This window comes from Paenibacillus segetis (genome assembly GCF_014639155.1).
In the GTDB taxonomy this organism is placed as follows: Bacteria; Bacillota; Bacilli; order Paenibacillales; family Paenibacillaceae; genus Fontibacillus; species Fontibacillus segetis.
The window spans coordinates 154939-178531 of record NZ_BMFT01000005.1 but is presented as its reverse complement, the minus strand read 5'-3'; the positions used below and the strand labels follow the sequence as shown (position 1 = coordinate 178531).

Genomic DNA, 23593 nt, shown 5'->3' with positions numbered 1-23593 from the left:
AATCTCTGAGATTATATTAAACGGGTTGGAATTATTATCCATCCGTCGTTAGCATGATTCCATGATCTACCCTACGAATGATTTTAACTATGGACTCTAGAACGATGTAATGTAGAGATATCCCGAAGTAACAATACTCCCAAATAAAGGGATTAAGTGGTATGTTTTGGACATTTTGTGAACTTTGCTACTTCATCTCAAGTTTTAAATATTTAACAACCCAAATTGTGATAAATAATATTTTTTTTAAAAGCCACGTGTTCTAAGATATCAATAATTACTACTATTTAAATCTTTCAGAAAATATATAATAAGGCGGGATGAGAATGTTGAAAACCGAGGAACGCGGGACAGATCTATCATTGCATCTATACCGTGTATTTGCCAAATCTTTCAAAAGCGTTAATGAACATGCTGTGACAGGAAGCAAAATCCAAGGATTCAATCCTACGGCCTTTGCAGTAATGGAAGTCCTATATTACAAAGGACCTCAACCGATTCAACAAATCGGTGCCAAACTACTGTTACAGAGCGGGAACGTTACTTATGTAATTGATAAACTAGAAACGGCTGGACTATTACACCGCCAACCTTGCCCACGTGATCGACGCGTTATTTATGCAGAATTAACGGAAAAAGGTAAGGAATTAATGGATCAATTATATCCTGAATTCTCCAATCGGATGGATCATGCTCTTAGTGGCTTGAACGATTCGGAGAAACAACTGATGATCGATCTACTCAAGAAAATGGGACGTGAAGCAGAAAAGCTTGCGCCGCTTCCGCGCAAATAAACTTGAACGAAGTCAAGTTATCCCAGGCTAATAACGGCAACAAAAATGACGTATTGAAACTGTAACCAGTTTAATACGTCATTTTTGTATGTCATTTTGCCCTAATCAATCTTGGTCCAAGGGGATTGAGATTAATGAGAAGGGTCCATATCAGTTTCTTTGCGATGATTATGGACATCTAGATGACGGCGGTCATTAGCCTCCTGTTGCAACTGCTGGGCTTCATGACTTGTTACCGGCGTGTGGCTTAAACCCGAGACCGTATTTTCTAAATTTTTATCCGTCCCTGTCTTACTTTTCGTCATCACCTAATCCTCACTTTCTAAGATAGGTTAGTAATTCGGTGAAGGGCTTGAGCACATTCATGGATATGCCGAACATAATCCTGCGTCATTTCCTGAATGTTCTCAGTATGTTCATCCACCGTCAGGCCATCGCATTCCACATCGACCAAGTCTACCCGCACTTCACGAGGGTCCATATATGAGCACTGAAAATCAAAAGAGTACATTTGATGTCCTGACGCTTCAATATGCAACCGAATACCTTGAGGGTCCCCTAGATCAGCCAGCACTTGTGCCGATTCACCGGGACCCAGATGCTCTGGAAGCTGCTGTTGCCATGCATTAACCAAAGTTGTTTGATCTAAATTGAATTCCTCATTCATGGTAACACCTCCCCTTCCCCGTTAAGGTGCGAAGAAGGGGATCTTTTTATACAAGAGATGTTAACCTTTTACCTTTGCAGCCTCGATCATCTCGTCATCGTTATCTGCTCTTGGAGCGCGATTTCGTAATCCGATTACACTAATCGCACCCAATACAGCAATCACAGCCATTACAATAAATAACGTATGAAGACTGCCTTGCAGTACATGTTTCAAGTCACTCCATAAGTCCGGCGGTAATAAATGTACCTTTTCTGGAGATAACAGCTTATTAATATCATCCTGGGATACCACTTTACTTGAAGCTGTACCCCCAGCTGTCTTAGCAGCTATTTGTAAATTGATCAATACACCAAATGCAGTCACACCAATCGTCTGACCGATTGACTTAGTAAATGTATTTAATGCTGTTGAGGCTCCTCGCAGACTGTAACCCACCGAAGATTGAGCAATTACTGTGAATACCGTGAAGGAGAACCCAAAACCTAAACCATACAATGCATTAAATATTAACATTATGTATATTGGAGTTCCTTCAGAAATAAACGCCATTCCAACAGCACCAATAGTAATAATGACCATCCCAATTAGCGAAGTGTAGCGAGATCCACGGGAGATAATCCATCGGCTCCCTAATACGGAACCTAGCATCCAGCTAACAGACATAGGAGCCAAGATAAGTCCTGACATGGTAGCATTCTTGCCTAGTACACCTTGAATCCACAGCGGTAAATATGTGGTGAGTCCGATCAGCAAAGCGCTCGCGAGCAAGCTTGCCAAGTTAGAGAATGCAATATCGCGCACGCGGAACAATTGAAGTGGAACAAGTGGTTCTTCCGCCCTTTTTTCCACAAAAATGAACAATACAAGCGATACTACAGCCAAGGCCATAATTCCTAGCAATGCAGGCGATGTCCAAGCGAATTGTTGACCTCCTGTAGCTAGACCAAATAATAAGGCAGTTACACCAACCGTAAACGTAACCGCACCGCTCACATCAATTTTCACTTTCCGCTTTTCTATTTTCTCGTGAAGATATTTGATGATCATAAATAAGGACAACAGCCCAAACGGTAGATTAAATCCAAATACCCATCGCCAGTTAAGCGAATCGACTACATATCCCCCAAGTAACGGTCCTACTAATGATGAAATGCCCCATACCGAGCTAATCCATCCTTGTACTTTGGCGCGTTCCTCCATACTATAAATATCACCGATAATCGTGAAGGTGACGGGAATAAGTCCACCTGCTCCGATCCCTTGAATTGCCCGAAAAATAATAAGTTGCTCCATACTTTGTGATAACCCGGATAACAATGAACCGATTAAGAACAGAATGGAACCGATGATAAAGACCGGTTTACGTCCGTACAGGTCACTAATTTTTCCGAAAATAGGCGTTGCTACAGCCATCGCTAATAAATAAGCGGTAAATACCCAGCTAAGCAGTTCATACCCACCCAAATCTCCAACAATCCTCGGACCGGCTGGACCGATAACAGTTCCTTCAATCGCTGCCAGAAACGTTGATAACAACAATCCGGCCAATATAAAATTACGGTTTAATAGGGTCTTCTTCATGTTGACTTCCCTTCTCTTTCTCTTACTTAACACTCTATCCACAAGCAACAATTATAGTTGATCCCTTAATAAAAAAAAAGACAGGCAGCAGATATTGAAGTCATGAGCTCCAAGCACCTGCCGCCTTATACTACATAATGTAGTATGGAAAGAGATGAAGTTGTCTGCTGACGCACTATAGATTCCCTCCCACATAGAACTCACGCTTCAACAAAGAATACATCAACAAGTCAATAAATCCCTCATCTGTCTTCTGATACTCGCGTAACAAGCCTTCTTCACGGAATTGAAACGCCTGAAGCAATTGTCGTGAACGATTATTATCAGGGTCTACTAATGCCTCAATCCGATTAAGTCCCATCGTCATAAAGCCATAGGATAGTAACATACGCAGTGCCTCCGACATGTACCCATGCCCCCAATATTCCCGTCCCAGGTCATATCCGATCTCCCCGCGGTAAGACCCTGACAATTCCCACACATTAAAGCCACAACTCCCGATTAATATTCCTTCTTCCTTCAGCTCAATTCCCCAACGCAAAGTATCTTCACTCTCTGACAACCCATTAAGCAGATTGATCATATCAAGTGTATCCTCTACGGATGCGAACGGAGAAATGTTCATATATTTTACTACCTCAGGATCGCTCCAATATCGGAACAAACCTTCAGCATCAGCCCACTCCATTCTCCGTAAACGCAATCTCTCACTTTCCAGCACCGGAATATTACCATCACATTTATACACGGGTCTCTCTCCTTCCGCATTCAATTCCAAAATCAATTTGTTGAGTTTACTTGAGTTCATTCAAAAGATTAAAAGCATAAATTATGGTACTGATAATCTAACATTTAGAAACAGACTCTTGTACTCATAGCTAATCACAAATGGACTAGATGAGTCAAAGATTAGACGTGTTTCTTGGTATCTTTTCGGTGATACTAAATTACTAAAGAAGCCTGGATAGGTCATAAGGAGGGTTTTCTCATGGTTTTCAGTGTTATAATTATTGTACTGTTACTGTTGCTCTTAATCGCTTTCGGTATAATCCATTTCACTTTTCGTCAGATCACACAAATGAAGCTGCAAACCCACAAAGACATGTTTGACTATTTGGAAAGTACAGGCGTCTATACCAAGGAACGCTTCGAGAGCTTAAATAAACACGAAGTTCATGTGACTTCAAGAGATGGCCTGAAGCTGAGCGGATACGTCCTTGAGTCTTACCCGAAATCGCCACGTTGGGTTATTATTGTTCATGGATATACAGTATCACTGTTTGTGTCTACACAATATATCGATATGTTCCAACAGCAGGATTTTAACATCCTCCTAATCGACCAACGACGGCACGGAATGAGCGAAGGCAAGTATACGACCTACGGATTTGAGGAGAAATATGATGTAGAGGTATGGGTGCAATGGATTCTGGAGCACTACGGTGATCACTGCGTGATCGGTCTGCATGGCCAATCCTTCGGGGGTGGGACCGTACTGGAATATCTAAGTATCGCTAATCCTCACGTCAAATTTGTCGTCGCAGATTGCCCTTATTCCGACTTGACTGAGCTTATGCACTACCAATTAACCGTATTAAATAAAATCCCCGCCTTCCCACTGCTGTCATTAGTAGACAGATATATGCAGTGGAAAGCAGGGTTTCGGTTAAGACAAGTCAGTCCCCTTAAGGCGGTGGAACATAGCAGATTACCTGTATTATTCATTCATGGTACGAAAGATCTTTATGTCCCGACGCATATGAGCCAAGACTTATACAATCATAAGCCCGAACCCAAGCGCCTGCTATTAGTGGAAGACGCCGTTCATGGCAATGCCTTTGGAGTTGATCCGAAACGATATATTCATGAAGTGCATACCTTTATCGATGAAGCTTTAAGCACAGTTACATAATATTTCAATCTACTTGAATATAAAGAAGGAGGCACTCCTATGTTTCATACCAAAGATTACTCAGGCTCCCGTGCTGAACAACATGCGGCCGTCTTATCCCAGTTACGGGCACTTATTCATGATGAGCCTAACACCATTGCTAATCTAGCTAATGCTTCCGCGCTTTTAAATTTCTATTTAGAAGATATAAACTGGGTTGGATTTTACCTGTACGACGGGAACGAACTCGTACTAGGACCATTCCAAGGACTTCCCGCATGCATAAGAATTCCTATGGGTAAAGGTGTCTGCGGCACTTCCGCCGAGCGCAGAGAAACACTGCGAGTCCAAGACGTACAGACATTTCCAGGCCATATCGCCTGCGATGCTGCCTCGAAGAGTGAGATTGTTGTCCCGATCGTGAAGGATGACAAGCTACTCGGAGTGCTTGATATCGACAGCCCACTTCTGGGACGCTTTGATGAGGAAGACCAAAACTTCCTAGAACAGTTCGTCAGTACCTTAACCCAGCAACTATAAGTTAGCCGTTATGGAGACATTCCCTGAAGGGATGTCTCCATTCTTTAATCATTATTTAATCCTTCCCAGGTCTCTGAATGATTTCTAATCCTTCGACATGTCGTTTACTCATTAATTTCCGCTTCTTACGGTTTTCTTTACTGTCCAACACGATATCTAGATCATAATCATCAGGGTATAGCTCTTGTTTTTTGATATGTGGCTTGAGCCGTTTCTTATTTACTTTCACCTTACGCTTTTGAATCATCACTTCAACCAGTCCCCTGAAATCTTCAGCTTCACTTACGATACCGTACTTTCCAAAAGAAGTGACAAATACAGAATCTCCAACCTCAAATACCGTTGCTGGTTTTTTCTCTTTCTTTACGCTTGGTTCAGGTTTGGGGCCTGAAGCAGGACTAGCAATCGTTGCTGGAGGACTCGTTATCATGTCATCCCATAAATTCAGCATTTCTTTGTCCCCGATTTGCCTGGACACAATATCCCGAGAACGTTCCACGATATCTGCTGAGATTCCCAGCTTCTTGGCAATCTCAATCGCATAACTTTGCCCTGCCTCGCCAATCGTTAGACGATACAAGGGGCGTAATGTCTCCGTATGAAATTCCATACGCGCATTTTGAAAGCCTATAGCCTTAGAGGCGAATGTCTTCAGTTCATTATAGTGTGTCGTCACCATCACTGTCGCACCTTTACGGCTGAACTCCTCTAGAATCGCGATCGATAATGCGATACCTTCGCCTGGATCCGTACCAGCAGCCAGCTCGTCTATTAGCAGTAGCGTAGACGGTCCTGCTTCCTTTAGCATATGGACCAAACTTTGAATTTGCGCAGAAAAAGTACTTAGAGATTGCTCCATATTTTGTCCATCACCAATCACGGCCATTATTCCGGAGTAGACAGCGAACTTGCTCCCTGGATTCACTGGCACAAGTAGTCCAGACTGAACCATTAGCGCAAGCAGTCCAAATGTCTTTAGCACTACCGTTTTGCCACCAGTATTAGGGCCTGTAATAATCAGATTCTTATAGGACTCCCCAATCTCCAGATCAAGGGGGACCATGGTGTGAAGTAGTAGTGGATGCTTAGCTCCTGTAATCTTAGTTGCCCCGTTCTGACTTAATGTCACCGCAGCACCGCCAATGGATGCCCCATATTTCGCTTTAGCAAAAATAAAATCATAGGTCCCCGTAATCTCAATGTTCTGCCTAAGTTCGGCTACTTCCCTTTCCACAAGTTCAGTCAAGCACCCTAGAATCTTGCTCTCTTCCCGAGCTTCTTCTCCCTGTAGAGCTTCTAGTTCACTTTGCAGTGATGAGATCTCCCGGGGTTCAATAAACACCGTCTGCCCACTTGTAGACTGATCCAACATCCTACCGTCCACTTGTTTGTAGAAATCCTTCTTTACCGGAATAACATACCGACCACCGCGGACACTGACGAGATTCTCCTGCAGGATGGACGAATAACGTGACATCACCGATTGAAGTTTCTTCTGTATTTTATCCTTCGTTAATCCGATCTTACGTCTAACCTTCTCCAGCTCTCGGCTCGCTTGGTCTGAAATGACACCTTGATGGATGCAACGTAATATTTCTTGCTGAACAGCTGGCAAATCACGAAGAGATCCGGCGTAAATGCCTATGCGCTCTACTAAATCCCCCTTCGCCGCCATGTACTTTTTAAGTTGACCACAGCTTTGAAGAAATCGCTGAACTGCACTCAAATCCTGTTCCGTGAATAGATAGCCCGTGCCCATAAGGGACATAACGAGTTCGATCCCTTCTAGTGAAGGTAATGGAATACTGGAGCCTTTGCCTAACAGGGCATTTGCCTCTGCTGTCTCTGCAATCGCTCGTTCAATACTTCGTTTATCCTCCATCGGACTTAGTTTACTGATCCGCTGCCTTCCCTCATAAGAAACTGCGTGCCGCATTAGATCATCCCTGACGCTCTCGTATTCCAACATGCTTAAATTAAATGTTCCCAATGATTAAACCTCCCTAATTTCCTAATGTGTGCAACGCAAAAAGGGCAAAAGAAAGCACGAATGCCATCCTTTGCCCTACACTTATCCCGAATATGCCCATCTCTTTGGATCAATCAAAAAAACCGTGCTGAAAAACAGCACGGTTTAGAGGTCCATAGAAACAAACAGCGATAAGGCGCCGTATGATGTCCCGCGTGTGTTCTTAACTAAATTCAGAGATCGTATACAGGCGCAGAGAACCAAGAGCACGCTTTTCACAAAAACGGCACTTCTTGTACAACCTGTCTTACAATCCTTATGAAATTAATTAGTTAAGAACATTCACCAACATCAAAATCTCTCCTAGTCGCTTGAGGATACCTTCAATTTAGCAAATAAAGCCCTAAGAAGTCAATAACCTGCTTTAAGTATGATTTACTTGGTGATATATTGGAATATCTTACTAATTGAGTCAATTGATTTATTTTCATCTTTTCTTCATTTCATGTATTATATTAGAGGTCATCGAATTGTAATGTCATTGTAAAAATTATTAATTCAACAAGCAGATCATGACGCAACTGAAAGGAAGGATACACGTGTCTTTATTAAGTCGCATTAGGCGTTTAAGCACTAAACCGTTCGTCTTTTTTTCTATTATTATGATTTTAAAAATTTATCTATCCTGGTTGTCCATCTTTGATGGAATTCAGCCTTGGAGACCTCTACTGACAGAGATTCCATTTGTATGGATCATCTTCTGCCTGATCGAATGGTTCTCATCCAAACGTAAAATAGGTCTGTATCTAACAGCCAACCTGCTCGTTACAGCCATTTTCTTCGCTGCCATTATGTATCATAAATATTACGGTGTCATTGTCACCTACCATGCACTTGAACAGGTAAATCAGGTTACCGCTGTCAAGAACAGTGTATTCTCATTGCTTGCTCCGTACTATTTACTGATCTTCCTTGATATCATTGTCATCGGCTTCGTGGCGTTTCGTAAGAAGAGAGTCCCTAGAGCTAAAAGCTATTTTAATTTAAAAGGATTTCGTACAGGGATCGTTGCTGGGATATTCGCACTTTCATTAACACTTTGTATCTTCAATATCTGGCCAAACCGTGCCAGCATGAACGAAATCAAACAAGCTCAGCAAATGGGCATTTTGAATTACGAAACTTACGCCATCTTCTCCAATAAAAAAGAGGAATTGGTTGATAAGAATGCCATCACGCAGAGCAAAATCGATCAATTAAAGGGTGTAAAAACCGTTCAAAATCCAGCGTACTTCGGTACGGCTAAAGGTAAGAACCTCATCATCATCCAAATGGAGTCATTTCAGAATTTCTTGATCAATTTAAAGATCGACGGCCAAGAAATCACACCAAACATGAACGCCCTGGTCAAAGACAATTTGTATTTCAAACATTTCTACCAAATGGTCGGCCAAGGTAACACGTCAGATGCTGAATTTGTCGTCAATACCTCGTACTACATTCCTTATAACGAGGCAGCAACACAGAACTACCCTTATAAAGAACTACCCAGCCTTCCAAAGCTGTTAGCAGCTCAAGGCTATGATACTGCTACATTTCACACGAATGTAGTTGATTTCTGGAACCGCCGTGAGCTATATGCCGCTGTTGGCTTCGATCGTTTTTACGATCAGGATAACTTCTTCGGTAAAGAAGGAACGGTATTCTTCGGCCCTGTCGATGAAGTGTTGTACCAGAAGACCGCTCCCGAACTCGAAAAAATGCAGCAAACCGGCAATCCGTTCTATAGCCAAGTGATCTCTATGACGGCACATCATCCGTTCACGATGCCACATGAGATGGATCGAATCACTCTTCCAGAACGGTTTCAGGACAATATGGTCGGAGACTACATTCGGTCGCAAAATTACGCCGATTACGCTTTAGGGTTGTTCATTGATGATTTGAAACAAAAGGGCATTTGGGATAACAGCGTTGTGGTCATTTATGGGGATCACCTCGGTCTACCTATCTATTCTTTAGACAAACAAGGTCTAGAACTAATGAATGAAATCTACGGCCGAGATTATGGTTATATTGATATGATCAATATCCCACTAATTATTTCCGCTCCTGGAGTCACTCCTACCGTCCTTGATAACGTTGGCGGACAAGTAGATATACTTCCAACGGTAGCGAATTTATTGGGAGTACCGTTAAATAATCAGATTCACTTCGGTCAAGATTTACTGAACCAATCTACTAATCTATTACCGCAACGTTACTACCTGCCATCAGGTTCATTCCTGAATGACAAAGCCTTGTTTATACCGGGAGCTTGGTATGACGATGGAACACAGTATCCCTTCGCACCAGATAGCGTAAAACAAGCGGTTACGACAGAAAGTGAATACAATCGGGCATTAGAATTACTGAAACTGTCCGACAGCTATGTGCAGCAACTTCCAGATCGTGCTCTAGAAGAAAAGTAATACACATACAATCTCAAATATAATGAAGAACCCCGGCAATCCTTATTGGATCGTCGGGGTTCTTTTATTATTGAGTTAATACAGGTGATCCGCTTAATATCCCTGCTGACTTTGCTTCTTCCTTGCTCAACTCTTCCTCCCTTTGCCGCAAGAACTTACGACCTCTCCATCGGAAGTAAGAGAGAACCGCGCGAATATATTCATCAGCTATCATACAGATATAAATTGCAACAATTCCCCAACCTAACGATACACCAAGCAAATAAGAGCAGCCTGTAGCAATTACCCACATGAAGATCAGCGATATTTTCATCGTGTATCTGGTGTCTCCCACGGCATTAAGTGCATTACCGAGCGCCATATTTACCATTTTGCCCGGTTGCAGTAATAGATTTAACCATAAAAGGGAAGCACACATCGTTAATATCTCCTGATCTTGTGTAAACAGGCCAAGCACATGCTTGCCAAACAATACGAGGATAAAAGCATTAATAATGACTAACGGAAGTCCAATAAACAGTGTTCGGTATACCGCACTGTATGCCTCTTTCGTTCTCCCCCCACCATATAGATGCGCAATTTGAATCTGCGCGGCCAATGCGAGAGAGAATCCGAGCAGGAAGCAAAAGGATTCTAACGTATTCATATAGGTCCTTGCTGCTAGTTCTGTTGAGCCCAATACAGCAAGGAATGAGAAGATGGCTAATTGGGAGAATACCCAGCTCGCTGAATTGATCCCTAGAGGCCATCCGATGACCAACACTTCTTTAAATAGTTTTCTGTCATATAGTGAGAAATCCTTCAATCCAATCCGCCGCTCAAATGTCCCCAAGAAGATAAACAATAATACTAAACATGCGATAAGTCTGCTTATTACTGTCGAAATAGCTACTCCCGTTAATCCCCATTGCGGGAATCCAAATGCTCCAAATATGAAGCAATAGTTCATCATAATATGGACGATATTCATCCCAACAGCCGTATACATGGGTCCTTTAGTATTACCTGTATTACGAATCGCCGTTCCCAGTGTAGACATGATCGCCGTCAGAATCATCCCCCCACCTACTATAGAAATGTACACCTCAGCCAGTGGAAGCAGTTCCTCAGGTAACTGCAGAAGCACAGCAATAGGTCGCGGTAGAGTAATAAGTATTACACTAAGTACAAGTCCGATAAGGGCAGTAGCCTTAAATGCGATAATCGCAACCGTTCTTGCTTCCTCTTCTCGGCGTGAGCCGATCTTCTGTGCAATGACAATCCCCGCTCCACTTGCTACGGTCGCAAACAGCGTGGTCAGTGCATTAAACAATTGATTAGAAAATCCAACGACAGCTACAGCGTTGTCAGATATCCGACTGACCATCAATGTATCGACCGTTCCTAATAAAAACTGCAAGAACAGTTCGATGAATACGGGCCAAGCAAGCACCCAAAGTGTAAATTTCCGATCCTCATTATGATTAATTTTCATCACTATTACAACTCCCTGTAAAACGGGGACGATCTCATCGTTCCGCTTGAACTTACTAGCATGAGACACATTATAGCTGTTATAATTAATGGATTGTATCAGTTAATCAACTTAATCTTTCAATATTCCAACTACAATTATCATTTAGGGAGTATGTAAAAAAATGCCCATTATTGAATTCACCGCCCCACCGCTCCCTCATTATATTATCAGTGGCTTATCACACGCGGAAATCGGCGGTAAGCATCCTAGCAGGCAGAATATCGGCGCTTTTGATCTGCTTGTAGTTGTTCAAGGATGCCTCTTTCTGAGGGAAAGTGGCCATGATTACGAAATCAAGGAAGGCCATGCGCTCATTCTCCGTCCAGATAGTCAACACTATGCTTATGCAGGTTGTCTTGAAGAGACTACTCACTATTGGCTGCATTTTCAAATTCTCGGCGATTGGCGAGTCATCGATGAAGAATCCTATTATCACAGTCAATGGAAGTCAGTAAGCGAAGATCGTCCTCGGCACCTCTCGCTACCGCCCTTCTCGACGACTTCATATAATGTCGCACTTCCACAGTTCACCAAACTCGCTCAACCACTAAAGATGGGTGAAATTATTAATGAATTAACGCAGATGAATCAGAATATTCACCTTGCGAGCGTCCGCCTCAAGCAGCAGGCATTATTTCAAGAGGTTATCGTACTACTCTCTTCATCACTCGGCACGAGTGGCCCTTCCTCACAAACCGTCTGTGCAGAACGTGCTGCCTCCTATTTACGAGAGCATTATCGCGATGGATTTTCGGCCAAACAACTTGGAGAGAGCATTAACTTCCACCCGGTCTATATAGCCCGGTGCATGCAGAAAGTGTATGGTTGCTCTCCTTCCGTTTATTTGATTAATCTACGAATTGAGCAATCTAAGATACTACTGCTGCAAACTGATCTTCCTGTCGAGCGAATTGCCGAAGAGGTCGGCTTCAATCACGCGGCATACTTCACCTCCTGCTTCACTAAGATTGAAGGTCTGTCGCCCCGTAAATACCGTCAGCGGTTCGCTTGGGACAAGGAATAACATGTCTTATAGCTTTTGAAGCATAGCGGGGAGCAAGTTTGGGATATGGAAACCTTTTGGACAAATACTACGTAATATAATCATCAGTGACCACAGCAGAAGGAGGAGAGAATATGAAACGATGGCACAGCATTATAATTATGCTGTCTTTCTCGGCGCTACTCTACGGTGGACTTCTTATCCAAGCTCCCCGAGCCGATGCTGGTTATTTCAAGGATTTATTTAATGGTGTGAAACAGTTGACGGAACTGCCGTCGGAAGTTAATGAATTAAAAGAAAACTACCAAATTACTCTGGACAAGCTGGGGGAGGCACAAGCCACACTGGACCAATTCCAACAGCAGAATCTAGAATTAATAGAGCGTAACAAAGAATTGACCGCCACAGTAAACGCATTGACTGAAGCTGAGCAGGCACGTGAGGCCACTAGTCGTAAGACTCGAGTGCTCATATTAACTGGTGTAGGACTCGTTGCTGGATATTTCATTCTACTTCGGGGGTTACGTCTAATTCTTCGGCGGTAAAGGGGGACTAAAACAATGGATATCCAATATGAGTCTGAACCCGGATTGCTAGGTGGACAGGCTGTAACTTTTGGATTGAACGTGGATGACAAAGTACATGTTCTACATCCGGGACAGATAATTGCCTACCGCGGATCGCCTGGAAATCGTAGCGACAAACTTATGAACTTCAAAGGGATGTATCGAAAACACAAGTTAATCCAAGCGGATATGACGGGACCTTGCCAATTTGTAGTCTCTCTTCCACCTTCCGTATCGATGAAGTCCATTCAACTGACAGATGAAAGCGATTTGCTCTATGACTTTCGGCATCTCTTCTTCTATACTGCTGGTGTCAAAATGGACACGAGAATCTTAAGCATGAAGAATATCATGATAACCCGAGATGCAGTCAAAATGAAGTTCTCCGGAAATGGTATCATCGGCATTCTGACTCAAGGCCAGATTCTTGAGCTCACCCTACATCCAGAGGAAGCAATTTACGTCGATTCGCGGAGCATTATCGCCTATCCCGAGAACGCCAAGCTTGAGCTATCCGTATATGGTAATCATCTAGCCAGCCAGCATATGAATTACCACTGGAAAATGACCGGGCGCGGTACGGTGCTGATCCAATCAGGGGCACGGAATCACGAGCTTGAACGAGATCTACACAATGACGATGGAATATTCAAACGTGTCCTTCGCGAGGTCATTCCGTTTGGTGGAATAATTATCAAATAAAAAAGGAGCTGTCCCGTCGTAGTCTTTAGCTACTAAACACGGAATAGCTCCTTTAATTATTATTTCTTGCCTGCATCAATATCCTGCGGTCGTAAACCTTTCCATACGTTAGGAATCTCTACCTCTTCAGGATGCTCGAACACTAGAAAGGCTGTTGGTAAATAGCGCTCGCCGTATTCGGAAGATGGCTTATTTAGGATCTCGCCACCCTTACCAACGAGGACCGTAGATGATCCGCCGTCAAGATTGGCGGCGATGACCGCTCCATGGTCCAGCATGATTTGCTGGACGTCATAAAGGTTGGCACCTATACTGTAGGTCGGTTGTCGACCGTCGATGACGACGAACAGAATTGCGCCATCCTCCTTCTGTCCCATAGCGGTACGTGGGGCAATTCCCCATCCATCCTTTGCACTCTTAATCTGTCCCTTCCCATTGACGATAATCCGTGGTTGAAAAGTAACCGCTTCTTGTATCCCTAGCTTCTCCAATTCTTCTAAGGTATAGTTCCCAGCAATCATTTTCCCCTGTTTATCCAGACCGACAATTTGGGTAGAGTTCTTCGTGCCTAGGCCGTTGTAGTAGATCTTCCCTTGTGATATGACCACTCCAATTGGCTTAAATCCATTCCCCTTCCAATTGGGATCGGAAAATCCTCCCCCATTAACACCAGCGATAGCCCCGGTGCGTTCCACCATACTTGATACTTTTTCACCCTTACCAACTTTAGCTGGAACACCAAGACGTATCTTCGTTGGATCATTTACGGTCAGTACATAACCATGGTAACCGCTACCCGATACTTCTTCGACCTCAATCAGAGGTTTTTCCTTATCCTCTTCATCCTCACTAGGCGGAACTGAGATCGTATGTGTATCCACCTCCGTGCCCATTTGATCGAACTGCGCTTGATAGGCAGCTACCCGTTTATCCAACTCTTCTTGCCCAATGATATATTTGGCCCAATGCCGATGTTGGGTTGTAATCAACGTATCCGCCATAAGAAACCGCATATTATTGCCAGAAGGGGTAAAGAACAACCAGATTCCCGCAAGTGCAATAAGACACATCATAACCAAAAATGTATTCAATAGAACCCGCCACAACGAATTCTTCTTACGCCTTTTTTTTGTCACCTTTCGTTTCTTCGCCGATGTTCGGCTAGGTAATGATGAAGTTTCTGCCATTGTGCCTGTCTCCTAACTCTAATGTTTACAGTACTAATCATGTAAACGCTAGACCAAGGAAGAAAGTTTCAGTCTTCTACTACTTGAATTATTGATGACCTTGTAGAACTACCACTTTAAACGTTGGTTGTAGCCTCCGCTTCAACTACGGTTATACTGTTGTGCTTGCGTTGTTTAGCTGACTTGCGGAAGTAGAACAGTTCGTAAATAACTGGTATTACAATGAGTGTTAGAACTGTTGCAGCCGTTAATCCTCCGATAACGACAATCGCTAAGCTTTGTGAAACAATACTTCCTTGCTCTGAATGTCCAAATACAAGTGGAAGCATAGCGCAGATCGTTGCAATTGCCGTCATTAATATTGGACGCATCCGGGTCATCGCTGCCTCGATGATCGCTTCGCGAATGGTCATGTGCTCTTCATTATGTTTGATCCGATCGATCAAGACGATAGCATTTGTTACAACTATACCTATCAACATCAATGCTCCAAACAGCGCCGTGAAGTCCGGAGTCACACCTGATACGAGCAGTCCAATAATTGCACCAATCGCTGCTAACGGAAGAGCGAACATAATCGCAAATGGAGCACGAAGCGTCTTGAACGTAAGCACCATGATTAGATACACTAACCCGATGGAGATCAGCGCCGTCATCCCCAGGTCACCAAAGTCACCTGCTTGATCGACAGACGCCCCCCCAGTAAATAGCACTACACCATCTGGAGTCTTAATTGTATCCATTTCCTTTTTAATATTTGCACCGATCTTGGATACGAGCTTCGGATCGATTTCTGCAGTAATTCGCAAGTAATTTTTGCCTTCTTTGTGATAGACCATCGCTGGCTCATTACGAACTTCAAATTTCGCAAGCTTGGATAACGGTACCGGTCCTCCAGCTGTCATCAGGGTCATACCACTTAGGTCCTGCTCTGTTTTAGGCTTTAATGCAGGTTCCAACACGACAGCCGTAGAGATGCCTTCCAGCTCAATTTGTCCAATAGGTACTGGATTGAGCATCGCACTAAGTTGCATCGCAATTTCTTGACCCTTAGCTTGAAGTGGGTCTACAGTGAAAGAGAATACAGGCTTCGTATCATCTCCACTGCTAGTAACTTTTTCTACTCCGTCCACCGTGGCTAGCTTAGATTTAACTTCTTTCGCTACCGATGTGATCGCGGTTAGATCATCACCAACAATATCGATATATTCGTTTGTGGAGCCTGAGCTCATCATACTAGTTTCATTAGCCGTCAAAGTGGCTCCGTTATAGTTTTCCTTTTGTGCGCGAACTTGCTCTATGAATTTCTCGGCATCCGCGTCTTTCTTCATTATTACCGTATAGTTAACTTCTGCAAGCGAAGATACATTACCCCATTGCGCCATTTCACTACTATTACCATAGTCGAGCAATACGGTTTCTGCTTGATCCTGCTTCATCATATATTGTTCAAGTTTCTTCCCGTTATCAAGTATCTCTGCAACTGGAATATCATTTGGATATTTCAACTTCACGACAACATAATCGGCATTTGAAGCATCTAAGGCCCCTTTAGGCATAAGAACATATGCTGCGATTGAAGAGGCAAATACGATGAAAGCCAGCGATAACGTTACCCATTTATGACTGAGGTTCCACTGCAAGAATCGTCCGAAACCTCTAAATGGTTTACCTTCTTTTAAATGTGAATTCCGAATCAGCCATGAGCTAAGTAAAGGTACTACCGTTAGAGCGACAATCAATGAGGTAAGAAGAGAGTACGTTATAGTTAGGGCAAACGGTAGCAAGAAAGCCTGTAACCCACCTCTTAATAGACCCATCGGCAAAAATACAGCAACCGTGGCAATCGTAGAAGAGGTTATCGCCTGTGCCACTTCCTTCGTTGCACTGATCACCATCTCCAGCGAGAAGGATTCCTTTTGCATTCTGCGGAAAATATTTTCAATAACTACAATACTATCGTCCACTAGACGCCCGACTGCTACAGCGACACCGCCAAGCGTAATGATATTGAGGGTAACACCTGATACTTTCAATAAATATAATGTTATGGCTAAGGAAAGTGGAATTGAAATCACCGTAACTAAAGTCGCACGTAAATTACGCAGGAACAATAAAATAACGATAGTCGCAAACAATGCTCCTAATAAAACTTCACGCATCATGCTATTAACGGAGTCCACAACCATATCCGAAGTGCTCATAACAACGGTCACGTTAGCGTTTTTTATCGATTTATTCATGTTATCTACAGCATCTTGAACCTTATTTCCTACATCTACCGCATTGGCATTTGCTTCTTTGAAAATGACCGCGTATAGAACATCCTTACCGTTAGCCCGGCTAATACTCTCTTGATCCTGTTGTAGTTCAACAGTTGCTACATCTTGGAGGGCAATCCCATCTGCTACCTGCACTTTTTTCAAAGTATCTACACTATCTATCTTAGATATAACATTCACGTTGCCACTTTGCCCACCGATCGTCTGAGCTCCAACGGAAGCTGACACATTACGACCCTGAAGAACGCCCATCAGTTGGGCAAAGGTGACTCCCTTTTGGGCCATTTTGATCTGATCCGCCTGTAAGTTTACCTGTGAGGTTGGTCTACCATAAAATCCTACATTCGAAACGCCTTTAATATCTTTCAGCTCGCGGAGTATCGTTTTTTCGGCAATTTCCATATTCCCCGCAGTAAGTCCTTCATCAAAAGAAATCGTTATTTGCGAGATCGGAATCATAGACGTGTTTAATTGCAACACGAAGGGCTTCATCACACCTTCTGGAAATTGCAGTGGGTCTATTGCTTTTTGGACCTCCTGTGTAGCTTCTTTCATGTTTGTTTTCGAATCAAAATAAACATCGATTTTCGTATACCCGTCTCCCGAAGTAGACAGGATTTCCTTCTTTCCTTTTAGTGAACCAAAGGAATTTTCAATCGGAGTCGTGACGTTGCTCTCCATCGACCCGGCATTTTGTCCAGGTCCAATGACCATTACACTAACCTGTGGATTATCTGCCTCCGGCATGAATTCCATCGGTAGTGTCGTATAGCTCACCACGCCGACCACAAGCGCCATAACGATCAGTAACCCGACCGCCGCCTTGTTGGCAAATGCCCATTTTGTTAATTTTCCCATCCCTTTTTACCCCTTCCATTTTTCCAATATTGGACTATTTATGTCTACTCTTATGTACTTTATCTAGTTTAGCTGGTTTGGAAATAGGGCATAACGGGCGGACGACGGGCTACATACCCGACTTAAGACTGATCTTTTTATTCCGTCTTGAGATCGAGAATTACCATTCCAAACACCATATCAATAGATCTGCATATATCATGAAAAGAAGGAGTGATTCCTGTGAGCCTACACATATCTCCGGAAACTGCAGCAAAGTTCATGCGATTTGGACAAAACAACGCGATCCACGCCGGAGGACAATTTTACCACCCCGAAGAAATAGTGATCGGTTTAGAGAAGAATGTAAAGTTAGGCAGACGAGTCTTCATTTCCGATACGGACCATGTATATCAAGACATCGGTAAACCAATTTTAACTCAAGACCTTACCGAAACGACGGGCCGAGTATGGATTGGTGAAGGGACGATTATTGAACATGGTGTAGTTATCTCTGGGAATATATCTATTGGCCCTGGTAGCCTCATTCGTGCGAATAGTTTAGTCGAGCAGGATATTCCTGCCAATAGTATAGCGGAAGGTATTCCGGCACGAATTGTTGGCTCATGCACAGACAAATAGAGTTAGTCCCTACTTCCTAACCTCCAAAATCTTAAAGTGTAATTCCCCTATGATTTCTAAATTTACTCGATAGCTCATCAGTTGCTTGGCTTTCTTAATTCGTTCTCTTTGAATATAATCACTGATTGAAATCCCAGTTTCTTTTTTACACGAAAGGGCGTCCCTTACCATAATGGCTCTTGGGACGCCCTTTCATTAATGTTAATCCTGTTTTGTAATTGATACTAACAACTCGCCACCCGACTCGTGAACCTCAATTACCGAACCCTCTTCAGCTTCACCACCGATGAGCGCACGTGCCACGCGGGTCTCCAGGCTATGCTGAATGAACCGTTTCAATGGTCTTGCACCATAGACAGGATCAAATCCCTCCTTGGCAATAAACTGGATTGCCGCTTCATTTAGTACAAGTCCAATCCCACGCTCTGCTAGGCGCAAACGTAATTCGTTCACTAACTTATCTACAATCTGCTCGATTTCGCTAAGGGCCAGCGGTTTGAACATGATGATGTCATCCACACGATTTAGGAATTCAGGGCGAAAATGACCTCTAAGATCCTTCATGACCATGTCCTTAACTGCTTCTGTAAGCTCACCGTTATCATCGGTGCCTTGAATGAGATGTGGTGAACCAATATTCGAAGTCATGATGATGATTGTATTCTTGAAATCGACGATCCTACCCTGTGAATCAGTTAACCGTCCATCATCCAGCAATTGCAATAGAATATTAAATACATCGGGATGCGCCTTCTCAACTTCATCCAGTAGTACAACCGTATAGGGCTGACGTCGCACGGCTTCCGTAAGTTGTCCGCCTTCCTCATACCCGACATAACCAGGAGGTGCGCCAACAAGACGGGAAACACTATGCTTCTCCATATACTCCGACATATCAATACGAATCATTCCGTCTTCGCGGTCAAATAAGGACACGGAGAGTGCCTTAGCTAACTCGGTCTTACCAACCCCTGTTGGGCCAAGGAACAGGAACGAGCCAATCGGCCGATTAGGGTCCTTAATTCCGGCTCTAGCCCTAAGCACAGCATCCGCAACCAGACTAACTGCTTCCTCCTGCCCAACAACCCGTTCATGCAGGGTTTCTTCCAGCCGCAGCAGCTTTTCACGTTCGCCCTCTACTAAACGACTAACCGGAACGCCAGTCCACTTGGAGACAATATCGGCAATCTCTTCCTCGGTCACAGCTTCGCGAAGCAGTCTAGTATCCTGATCCTGCTGCGCGGCTTCTTCTGCAGCCTTCAACTGCCGCTCCAAATCAGGAATAATACCATAGCTCAATTCAGCCGATTTATTGAGGTCATATTCCTCTTGTGCATCCACCAAATCTTTACGTGCCTGCTCTAACCGTTTTTTGATATCGCGGATCCCTTGAATGGCCGACTTTTCTTTCTCCCAACGTGCGGACATCCCCAGTTGTTTCTCCTTAAGATCGGCCAATTCCCGCTGCAGTGTTTCCAGGCGACGCTTGCTGGCATCATCGGTTTCCTTCTTCAATGCAGCTTCTTCAATCTCCATCTGCATCAGTCGTCTTGTTACTTCATCCATCTCACCAGGCATCGAATCAATCTCTGTGCGGATCATTGCGCAGGCTTCGTCCACAAGGTCAATCGCCTTATCAGGTAGATAACGGTCTGTAATATATCGATTGGAAAGAACCCCTGCTGCCACAAGTGCGCTATCATGAATTTTGACCCCATGGTGAACCTCAAATCGTTCTTTGAGTCCACGCAAGATCGAGATTGTATCCTCTACATCAGGTTCACTGACCAGTACCTGTTGGAAGCGACGTTCCAGTGCGGGGTCTTTCTCAATGTATTTCCTATATTCATCAAGTGTCGTTGCACCGATGCAGTGAAGCTCGCCTCTGGCCAACATCGGCTTCAGCATATTGCCCGCATCCATCGCACCTTCTGTTTTACCTGCACCTACAATGGTATGCAACTCATCAATAAAGAGGATAATCCGCCCGTTGCTCTCACGAATTTCTTTCAATACAGCCTGTAGACGCTCTTCGAATTCTCCGCGATACTTAGCCCCTGCTACAAGCGCGCTCATATCGAGTGAAAAGATCGTCTTGTCCTTTAGTCCCTCCGGAACGTCTTTACGTACAATCCGGTGTGCTAAACCTTCAACAATCGCCGTTTTACCAACACCAGGTTCCCCGATCAACACCGGATTATTCTTCGTTTTACGAGACAAAATGCGGATGACCCGACGAATCTCACCATCACGACCGATGACCGGATCAATTTTCCCTGCCCGAACCTCCGCAACAAGATCCCGCCCGTATTTCTCCAAAACCTCGTAGGTTGCTTCCGGCTCCCGACTTGTCACCCGTTGATGCCCACGAATTTCAGCTAGTACTGACAGTAGCTTATCTCGCGTTACCCCGCGACTAGTAAACAAGTCACGTAGTTCACGGTTCTCCTTGCTGGAATCGGATACCATCGCCAGCACCGCATGTTCCACGGCAACGAACTCATCCTGCATTTGTGCAGCTTCTTTTTCCGCCTTCTCCAGCACACGTATCAGCGATGGTGAAGCATACAACCGTACCGTTCCCGCCCCAGATCCACTGACGCTTGGCTTACGCCGGAGCAACTGATCCGTACTGAGTAGAAGTTCATTTACTGGAATATTCATCTTCTGCAGCAATCTTGGCAGTAAGCCTTCATGCTGCTGAAGCAAAGCCTTCAACAGATGGAGATGATCAATCTCCTGATGCCCACTATCAGAGGCTAAAGATTGCGCTGCTGCGACAGCTTCCTGCAGCTTCTGTGTTAATTTATTAAAATCCATAATTCTCACACCTTTCGTTCTTCATATCTATTACTTTCTCGCCGTGGTTTTCTTCTTTGCCTTTTGAGACCTGCTTGAAAGCTAGAAGATTCGGCTAGTTTACGGTATAGGTTTTTCTCTATTTCGCTGGTTGACTTCGGAATAACGATCTCAATTCCAAGCAAGATATCTCCATTCGTACCATTCTCACGCTTTAAGCCCTTACCAGGAATACGTAATGTCTTACCACTTTGAATACCTGCAGGAATTTTCAGTTTCACAGCACTGCCATCTGGTAACGGTACTTTACTTTCTCCTCCCAACACAGCTTGCCATGGAGCAATTTCCACAGTTCCGTGTAAGTCACCATCTCTAGGTTCATAAATTTCATGAGGTAAAATATGCAGCGTGATTAACAAATCGCCACCCGAAGTCATACCATTCAGAACGTTATCTTCTATCTTAAGCACTGTACCTTCATGCGACCGTGCTGGAATATTCACATTCACGTTTGAACCGCCTACCTGTACTCTTACGCTCCCACCTTTATAAGCCTGCTCCAGCGAAATATCCAACTGAGCTTGCATGGTGCTACTAGCTTGCCGCGCGTTTCCATTTCCAGAGAAGAAGTCAAAACCCGTTCGATCTCCCCCCCGATTCCCAAAGAACATGCCAAACAGGTCTTCTTCAGGTATGCCTGAGTTTCCGTAAGAATAACTCCCACTCCAGCCTGCACCAAAGGGCGCATCCCCAAATGGAGCTCCGCCAGTCTTAGTACCGTTAGCTCTTCCACTACCGAAGCCATACCGCTGCAGATCGTCATATTCCTTGCGTTTCTCCTCACTGCCTAGTACTTCATACGCTTCAGCCACTTCCTTAAATTTAGCCTCAGCTTCCGGTGCTTTATTGACATCGGGATGCCACTTCTTGGCGAGCTTCTGATAAGCCTTCTTAATTTCCTGCTTGGATGCCGTTTTACTTACGCCCAAAATCTCGTAATAGCTTTTTACAGCCATTTCCGTCCCCTCCTTTCTTCCATATGATTTCACTAATTTCATTCAATAATTCTGAGAAAAGACGCACCATAGTATGAAACTTCCTACTACAATGCGCCTGTTATACGAACTACCTTATTTAAAAAATCCATATATCATGAAACTTACCGTTCCAACCTCAACTTAGATTACATCTCTCAAGATTCGCTATCTTGAATTTCAATACGCTTTCCTTGTGTTTTATTCCGTTTCGGAACCTCAAGCATGAGCATGCCATCTTTTAACGAAGCACGGATGCCTTCTTCCTCTATATCTTGCACATAGAATCTCCGAACGTATTCCCCGTATCGGCGTTCTCGGCGTACTATTTGATGTTCATTATTTTCTTCAGTATTATCTTCTTTGCGTACAGCTTTGATCGTCAAATACGGATTGGTGAAATCAATGTCGATTTCTTCTTTTTTAAAACCTGGAAGCTCAGCTTCGATCAGATACGCTTGCTCACTTTCACGGATATCCGTTCTAAAAGACATCGTAGAGCTTTTGATGGGTGCAAAGAAATCATCATTAAATACGTCATTCAAAGACCTAGCCAGCACACCAAAAGCATCATCTCTGCGTTTACCAAAAGGAACTAAATCAAACATGTTTCATTCTCCTCTCTAAAATTTGACTTTGACTTTCTTTGACCTTATGGCTTTATTATAGTCCCCTTATTAAGGGAACACAAAATTGATATAAGCCCGTATTAGTCGGAAATCTGGCAAATAGGTCTATTTTTTCGCTAAAAAATATATATTTTTAATAATTTGACCTTATTTGACCTTAAACCAAATACCTGATAGAAAAAGCCCTCTACCCGTGTAATAAACACAGTAGAGGGCTAACACCTAACAACAATTCGTTCAATATGTTGTAGAGTTACCTTGTACTTACGCCGCCTTTTTCCCCATCAGTTTTCCCATCTTCCATACGAATGTCACCATTCCGACCATTGCAGCTCCCATAATAACTCCTTGGACAAAGTCGGGAATACCCAGTTCAAATCGTGTATTAAGATAATAAATTGCAGATAAAGCGGATGAAATCAGATATAAACCAGCATACTTATTTTTATCGGAATTTTCCATTGAGTTAGCCTCCACAAT

Annotated in this window: 20 protein-coding genes; 8 read left to right on the top strand and 12 right to left on the bottom strand. The window is 43.6% G+C overall.

Features of this window, described 5'->3' with window-relative positions; all coding sequences use genetic code 11:
• The first annotated feature begins 326 nt into the window (after positions 1 to 326).
• Positions 327 to 794: a MarR family winged helix-turn-helix transcriptional regulator gene (locus IEW05_RS23260; RefSeq protein WP_188542255.1), complete on the top strand. Its 468-nt coding sequence runs from the start codon at positions 327 to 329 to the stop codon at positions 792 to 794.
• 131 nt (positions 795 to 925) lie between these two features.
• On the opposite strand, the gene IEW05_RS23255 is transcribed toward IEW05_RS23260, so the two are convergent.
• The 4 genes from IEW05_RS23255 to IEW05_RS23240 form a co-directional block, all read right to left on the bottom strand.
• Positions 926 to 1102: a hypothetical protein gene (locus IEW05_RS23255; RefSeq protein ID WP_188542347.1), complete on the bottom strand. Its 177-nt coding sequence runs from the start codon at positions 1100 to 1102 to the stop codon at positions 926 to 928.
• A 14-nt stretch (positions 1103 to 1116) separates the two neighbouring features.
• Entirely contained in the window at positions 1117 to 1461 is a 345-nt protein-coding gene (locus IEW05_RS23250; RefSeq protein ID WP_188542254.1) for a hypothetical protein, read from the bottom strand.
• 60 nt (positions 1462 to 1521) lie between these two features.
• Positions 1522 to 3045 carry an MDR family MFS transporter gene (locus tag IEW05_RS23245; protein WP_188542253.1) on the bottom strand — a complete coding sequence of 508 codons (1524 nt, stop codon included), beginning with the start codon at positions 3043 to 3045 and terminating at the stop codon, positions 1522 to 1524.
• Between the two features lie 175 nt (positions 3046 to 3220).
• Positions 3221 to 3793, bottom strand: coding sequence for a GNAT family N-acetyltransferase (locus IEW05_RS23240; RefSeq protein ID WP_268238766.1), 573 nt, complete (start codon positions 3791 to 3793; stop codon positions 3221 to 3223).
• Between the two features lie 240 nt (positions 3794 to 4033).
• On the opposite strand from IEW05_RS23240, the gene IEW05_RS23235 reads away from it, so the two are divergent.
• Positions 4034 to 4957, top strand: a complete 924-nt coding sequence (locus tag IEW05_RS23235) for an alpha/beta hydrolase (protein WP_188542251.1) — start codon at positions 4034 to 4036, stop codon at positions 4955 to 4957.
• Positions 4958 to 4996: 39 nt separating this feature from the next.
• Positions 4997 to 5476, top strand: coding sequence for a free L-methionine (R)-S-oxide reductase MsrC (gene msrC, locus IEW05_RS23230; protein WP_188542250.1), 480 nt, complete (start codon positions 4997 to 4999; stop codon positions 5474 to 5476).
• Between the two features lie 55 nt (positions 5477 to 5531).
• On the opposite strand, the gene IEW05_RS23225 is transcribed toward msrC, so the two are convergent.
• A complete protein-coding gene (locus IEW05_RS23225) occupies positions 5532 to 7466 on the bottom strand; it encodes an endonuclease MutS2 (RefSeq protein ID WP_308420465.1) in 1935 nt (644 codons plus the stop codon).
• Between the two features lie 578 nt (positions 7467 to 8044).
• On the opposite strand from IEW05_RS23225, the gene IEW05_RS23220 reads away from it, so the two are divergent.
• Positions 8045 to 9916, top strand: a complete 1872-nt coding sequence (locus IEW05_RS23220; RefSeq protein ID WP_188542249.1) for an LTA synthase family protein — start codon at positions 8045 to 8047, stop codon at positions 9914 to 9916.
• 67 nt (positions 9917 to 9983) lie between these two features.
• Here IEW05_RS23220 and IEW05_RS23215 read toward each other — a convergent pair whose 3' ends face one another.
• Positions 9984 to 11390, bottom strand: a complete 1407-nt coding sequence (locus tag IEW05_RS23215) for an MATE family efflux transporter (protein ID WP_188542248.1) — start codon at positions 11388 to 11390, stop codon at positions 9984 to 9986.
• A 163-nt stretch (positions 11391 to 11553) separates the two neighbouring features.
• Here IEW05_RS23215 and IEW05_RS23210 point away from each other — a divergent pair, with 163 nt between their 5' ends.
• The 3 genes from IEW05_RS23210 (at position 11554) to IEW05_RS23200 (ending at position 13703) form a co-directional block, all read left to right on the top strand.
• A complete protein-coding gene (locus IEW05_RS23210) occupies positions 11554 to 12456 on the top strand; it encodes a helix-turn-helix transcriptional regulator (RefSeq protein WP_188542247.1) in 903 nt (300 codons plus the stop codon).
• Positions 12457 to 12569: 113 nt separating this feature from the next.
• Positions 12570 to 12980 (top strand): hypothetical protein, encoded by a 411-nt coding sequence (locus tag IEW05_RS23205; RefSeq protein ID WP_188542246.1) that lies wholly within the window; start codon positions 12570 to 12572, stop codon positions 12978 to 12980.
• A gap of 15 nt (positions 12981 to 12995) precedes the next feature.
• A complete protein-coding gene (locus tag IEW05_RS23200; RefSeq protein ID WP_188542245.1) occupies positions 12996 to 13703 on the top strand; it encodes an AIM24 family protein in 708 nt (235 codons plus the stop codon).
• Between the two features lie 59 nt (positions 13704 to 13762).
• Here IEW05_RS23200 and IEW05_RS23195 read toward each other — a convergent pair whose 3' ends face one another.
• Both IEW05_RS23195 and IEW05_RS23190 read right to left on the bottom strand, forming a co-directional pair.
• Complete coding sequence (locus IEW05_RS23195; protein ID WP_188542244.1) at positions 13763 to 14890, bottom strand: phosphodiester glycosidase family protein; 1128 nt, start codon at positions 14888 to 14890, stop codon at positions 13763 to 13765.
• 116 nt (positions 14891 to 15006) lie between these two features.
• The gene (locus IEW05_RS23190; protein WP_188542243.1) at positions 15007 to 18030 is read right to left on the bottom strand and encodes an efflux RND transporter permease subunit; all 3024 of its coding nucleotides are present in this window, start codon (positions 18028 to 18030) and stop codon (positions 15007 to 15009) included.
• Positions 18031 to 18252: 222 nt separating this feature from the next.
• On the opposite strand from IEW05_RS23190, the gene IEW05_RS23185 reads away from it, so the two are divergent.
• Positions 18253 to 18651, top strand: coding sequence for an acyltransferase (locus IEW05_RS23185; protein WP_188542242.1), 399 nt, complete (start codon positions 18253 to 18255; stop codon positions 18649 to 18651).
• A 201-nt stretch (positions 18652 to 18852) separates the two neighbouring features.
• Here IEW05_RS23185 and clpB read toward each other — a convergent pair whose 3' ends face one another.
• The 4 genes from clpB to IEW05_RS23165 form a co-directional block, all read right to left on the bottom strand.
• Complete coding sequence (clpB, locus tag IEW05_RS23180; protein WP_188542241.1) at positions 18853 to 21471, bottom strand: ATP-dependent chaperone ClpB; 2619 nt, start codon at positions 21469 to 21471, stop codon at positions 18853 to 18855.
• A 5-nt stretch (positions 21472 to 21476) separates the two neighbouring features.
• The gene (locus tag IEW05_RS23175; RefSeq protein ID WP_188542240.1) at positions 21477 to 22466 is read right to left on the bottom strand and encodes a DnaJ C-terminal domain-containing protein; all 990 of its coding nucleotides are present in this window, start codon (positions 22464 to 22466) and stop codon (positions 21477 to 21479) included.
• A 176-nt stretch (positions 22467 to 22642) separates the two neighbouring features.
• A complete protein-coding gene (locus tag IEW05_RS23170; RefSeq protein WP_188542239.1) occupies positions 22643 to 23092 on the bottom strand; it encodes an Hsp20/alpha crystallin family protein in 450 nt (149 codons plus the stop codon).
• 285 nt (positions 23093 to 23377) lie between these two features.
• Entirely contained in the window at positions 23378 to 23575 is a 198-nt protein-coding gene (locus tag IEW05_RS23165) for a hypothetical protein (RefSeq protein ID WP_188542238.1), read from the bottom strand.
• Positions 23576 to 23593 lie beyond the last annotated feature (18 nt).

Excerpts from the sequence above, each read along its gene's own strand:
- IEW05_RS23195 (WP_188542244.1), bottom strand. The coding sequence starts at position 14,890 with ATGGCAGAAACTTCATCATTACCTAGCCGAACATCGGCGAAGAAACGA.
- clpB (WP_188542241.1), bottom strand. The coding sequence starts at position 21,471 with ATGGATTTTAATAAATTAACACAGAAGCTGCAGGAAGCTGTCGCAGCA.
- IEW05_RS23215 (WP_188542248.1), bottom strand. The coding sequence starts at position 11,390 with ATGAAAATTAATCATAATGAGGATCGGAAATTTACACTTTGGGTGCTT.
- IEW05_RS23175 (WP_188542240.1), bottom strand. The coding sequence starts at position 22,466 with ATGGCTGTAAAAAGCTATTACGAGATTTTGGGCGTAAGTAAAACGGCA.
- IEW05_RS23170 (WP_188542239.1), bottom strand. The coding sequence starts at position 23,092 with ATGTTTGATTTAGTTCCTTTTGGTAAACGCAGAGATGATGCTTTTGGT.
- IEW05_RS23250 (WP_188542254.1), bottom strand. The coding sequence starts at position 1,461 with ATGAATGAGGAATTCAATTTAGATCAAACAACTTTGGTTAATGCATGG.
- IEW05_RS23260 (WP_188542255.1), top strand. The coding sequence starts at position 327 with ATGTTGAAAACCGAGGAACGCGGGACAGATCTATCATTGCATCTATAC.
- IEW05_RS23190 (WP_188542243.1), bottom strand. The coding sequence starts at position 18,030 with ATGGGAAAATTAACAAAATGGGCATTTGCCAACAAGGCGGCGGTCGGG.
- IEW05_RS23200 (WP_188542245.1), top strand. The coding sequence starts at position 12,996 with ATGGATATCCAATATGAGTCTGAACCCGGATTGCTAGGTGGACAGGCT.
- msrC (WP_188542250.1), top strand. The coding sequence starts at position 4,997 with ATGTTTCATACCAAAGATTACTCAGGCTCCCGTGCTGAACAACATGCG.
- IEW05_RS23210 (WP_188542247.1), top strand. The coding sequence starts at position 11,554 with ATGCCCATTATTGAATTCACCGCCCCACCGCTCCCTCATTATATTATC.
- IEW05_RS23165 (WP_188542238.1), bottom strand. The coding sequence starts at position 23,575 with ATGGAAAATTCCGATAAAAATAAGTATGCTGGTTTATATCTGATTTCA.
- IEW05_RS23205 (WP_188542246.1), top strand. The coding sequence starts at position 12,570 with ATGAAACGATGGCACAGCATTATAATTATGCTGTCTTTCTCGGCGCTA.
- IEW05_RS23245 (WP_188542253.1), bottom strand. The coding sequence starts at position 3,045 with ATGAAGAAGACCCTATTAAACCGTAATTTTATATTGGCCGGATTGTTG.
- IEW05_RS23235 (WP_188542251.1), top strand. The coding sequence starts at position 4,034 with ATGGTTTTCAGTGTTATAATTATTGTACTGTTACTGTTGCTCTTAATC.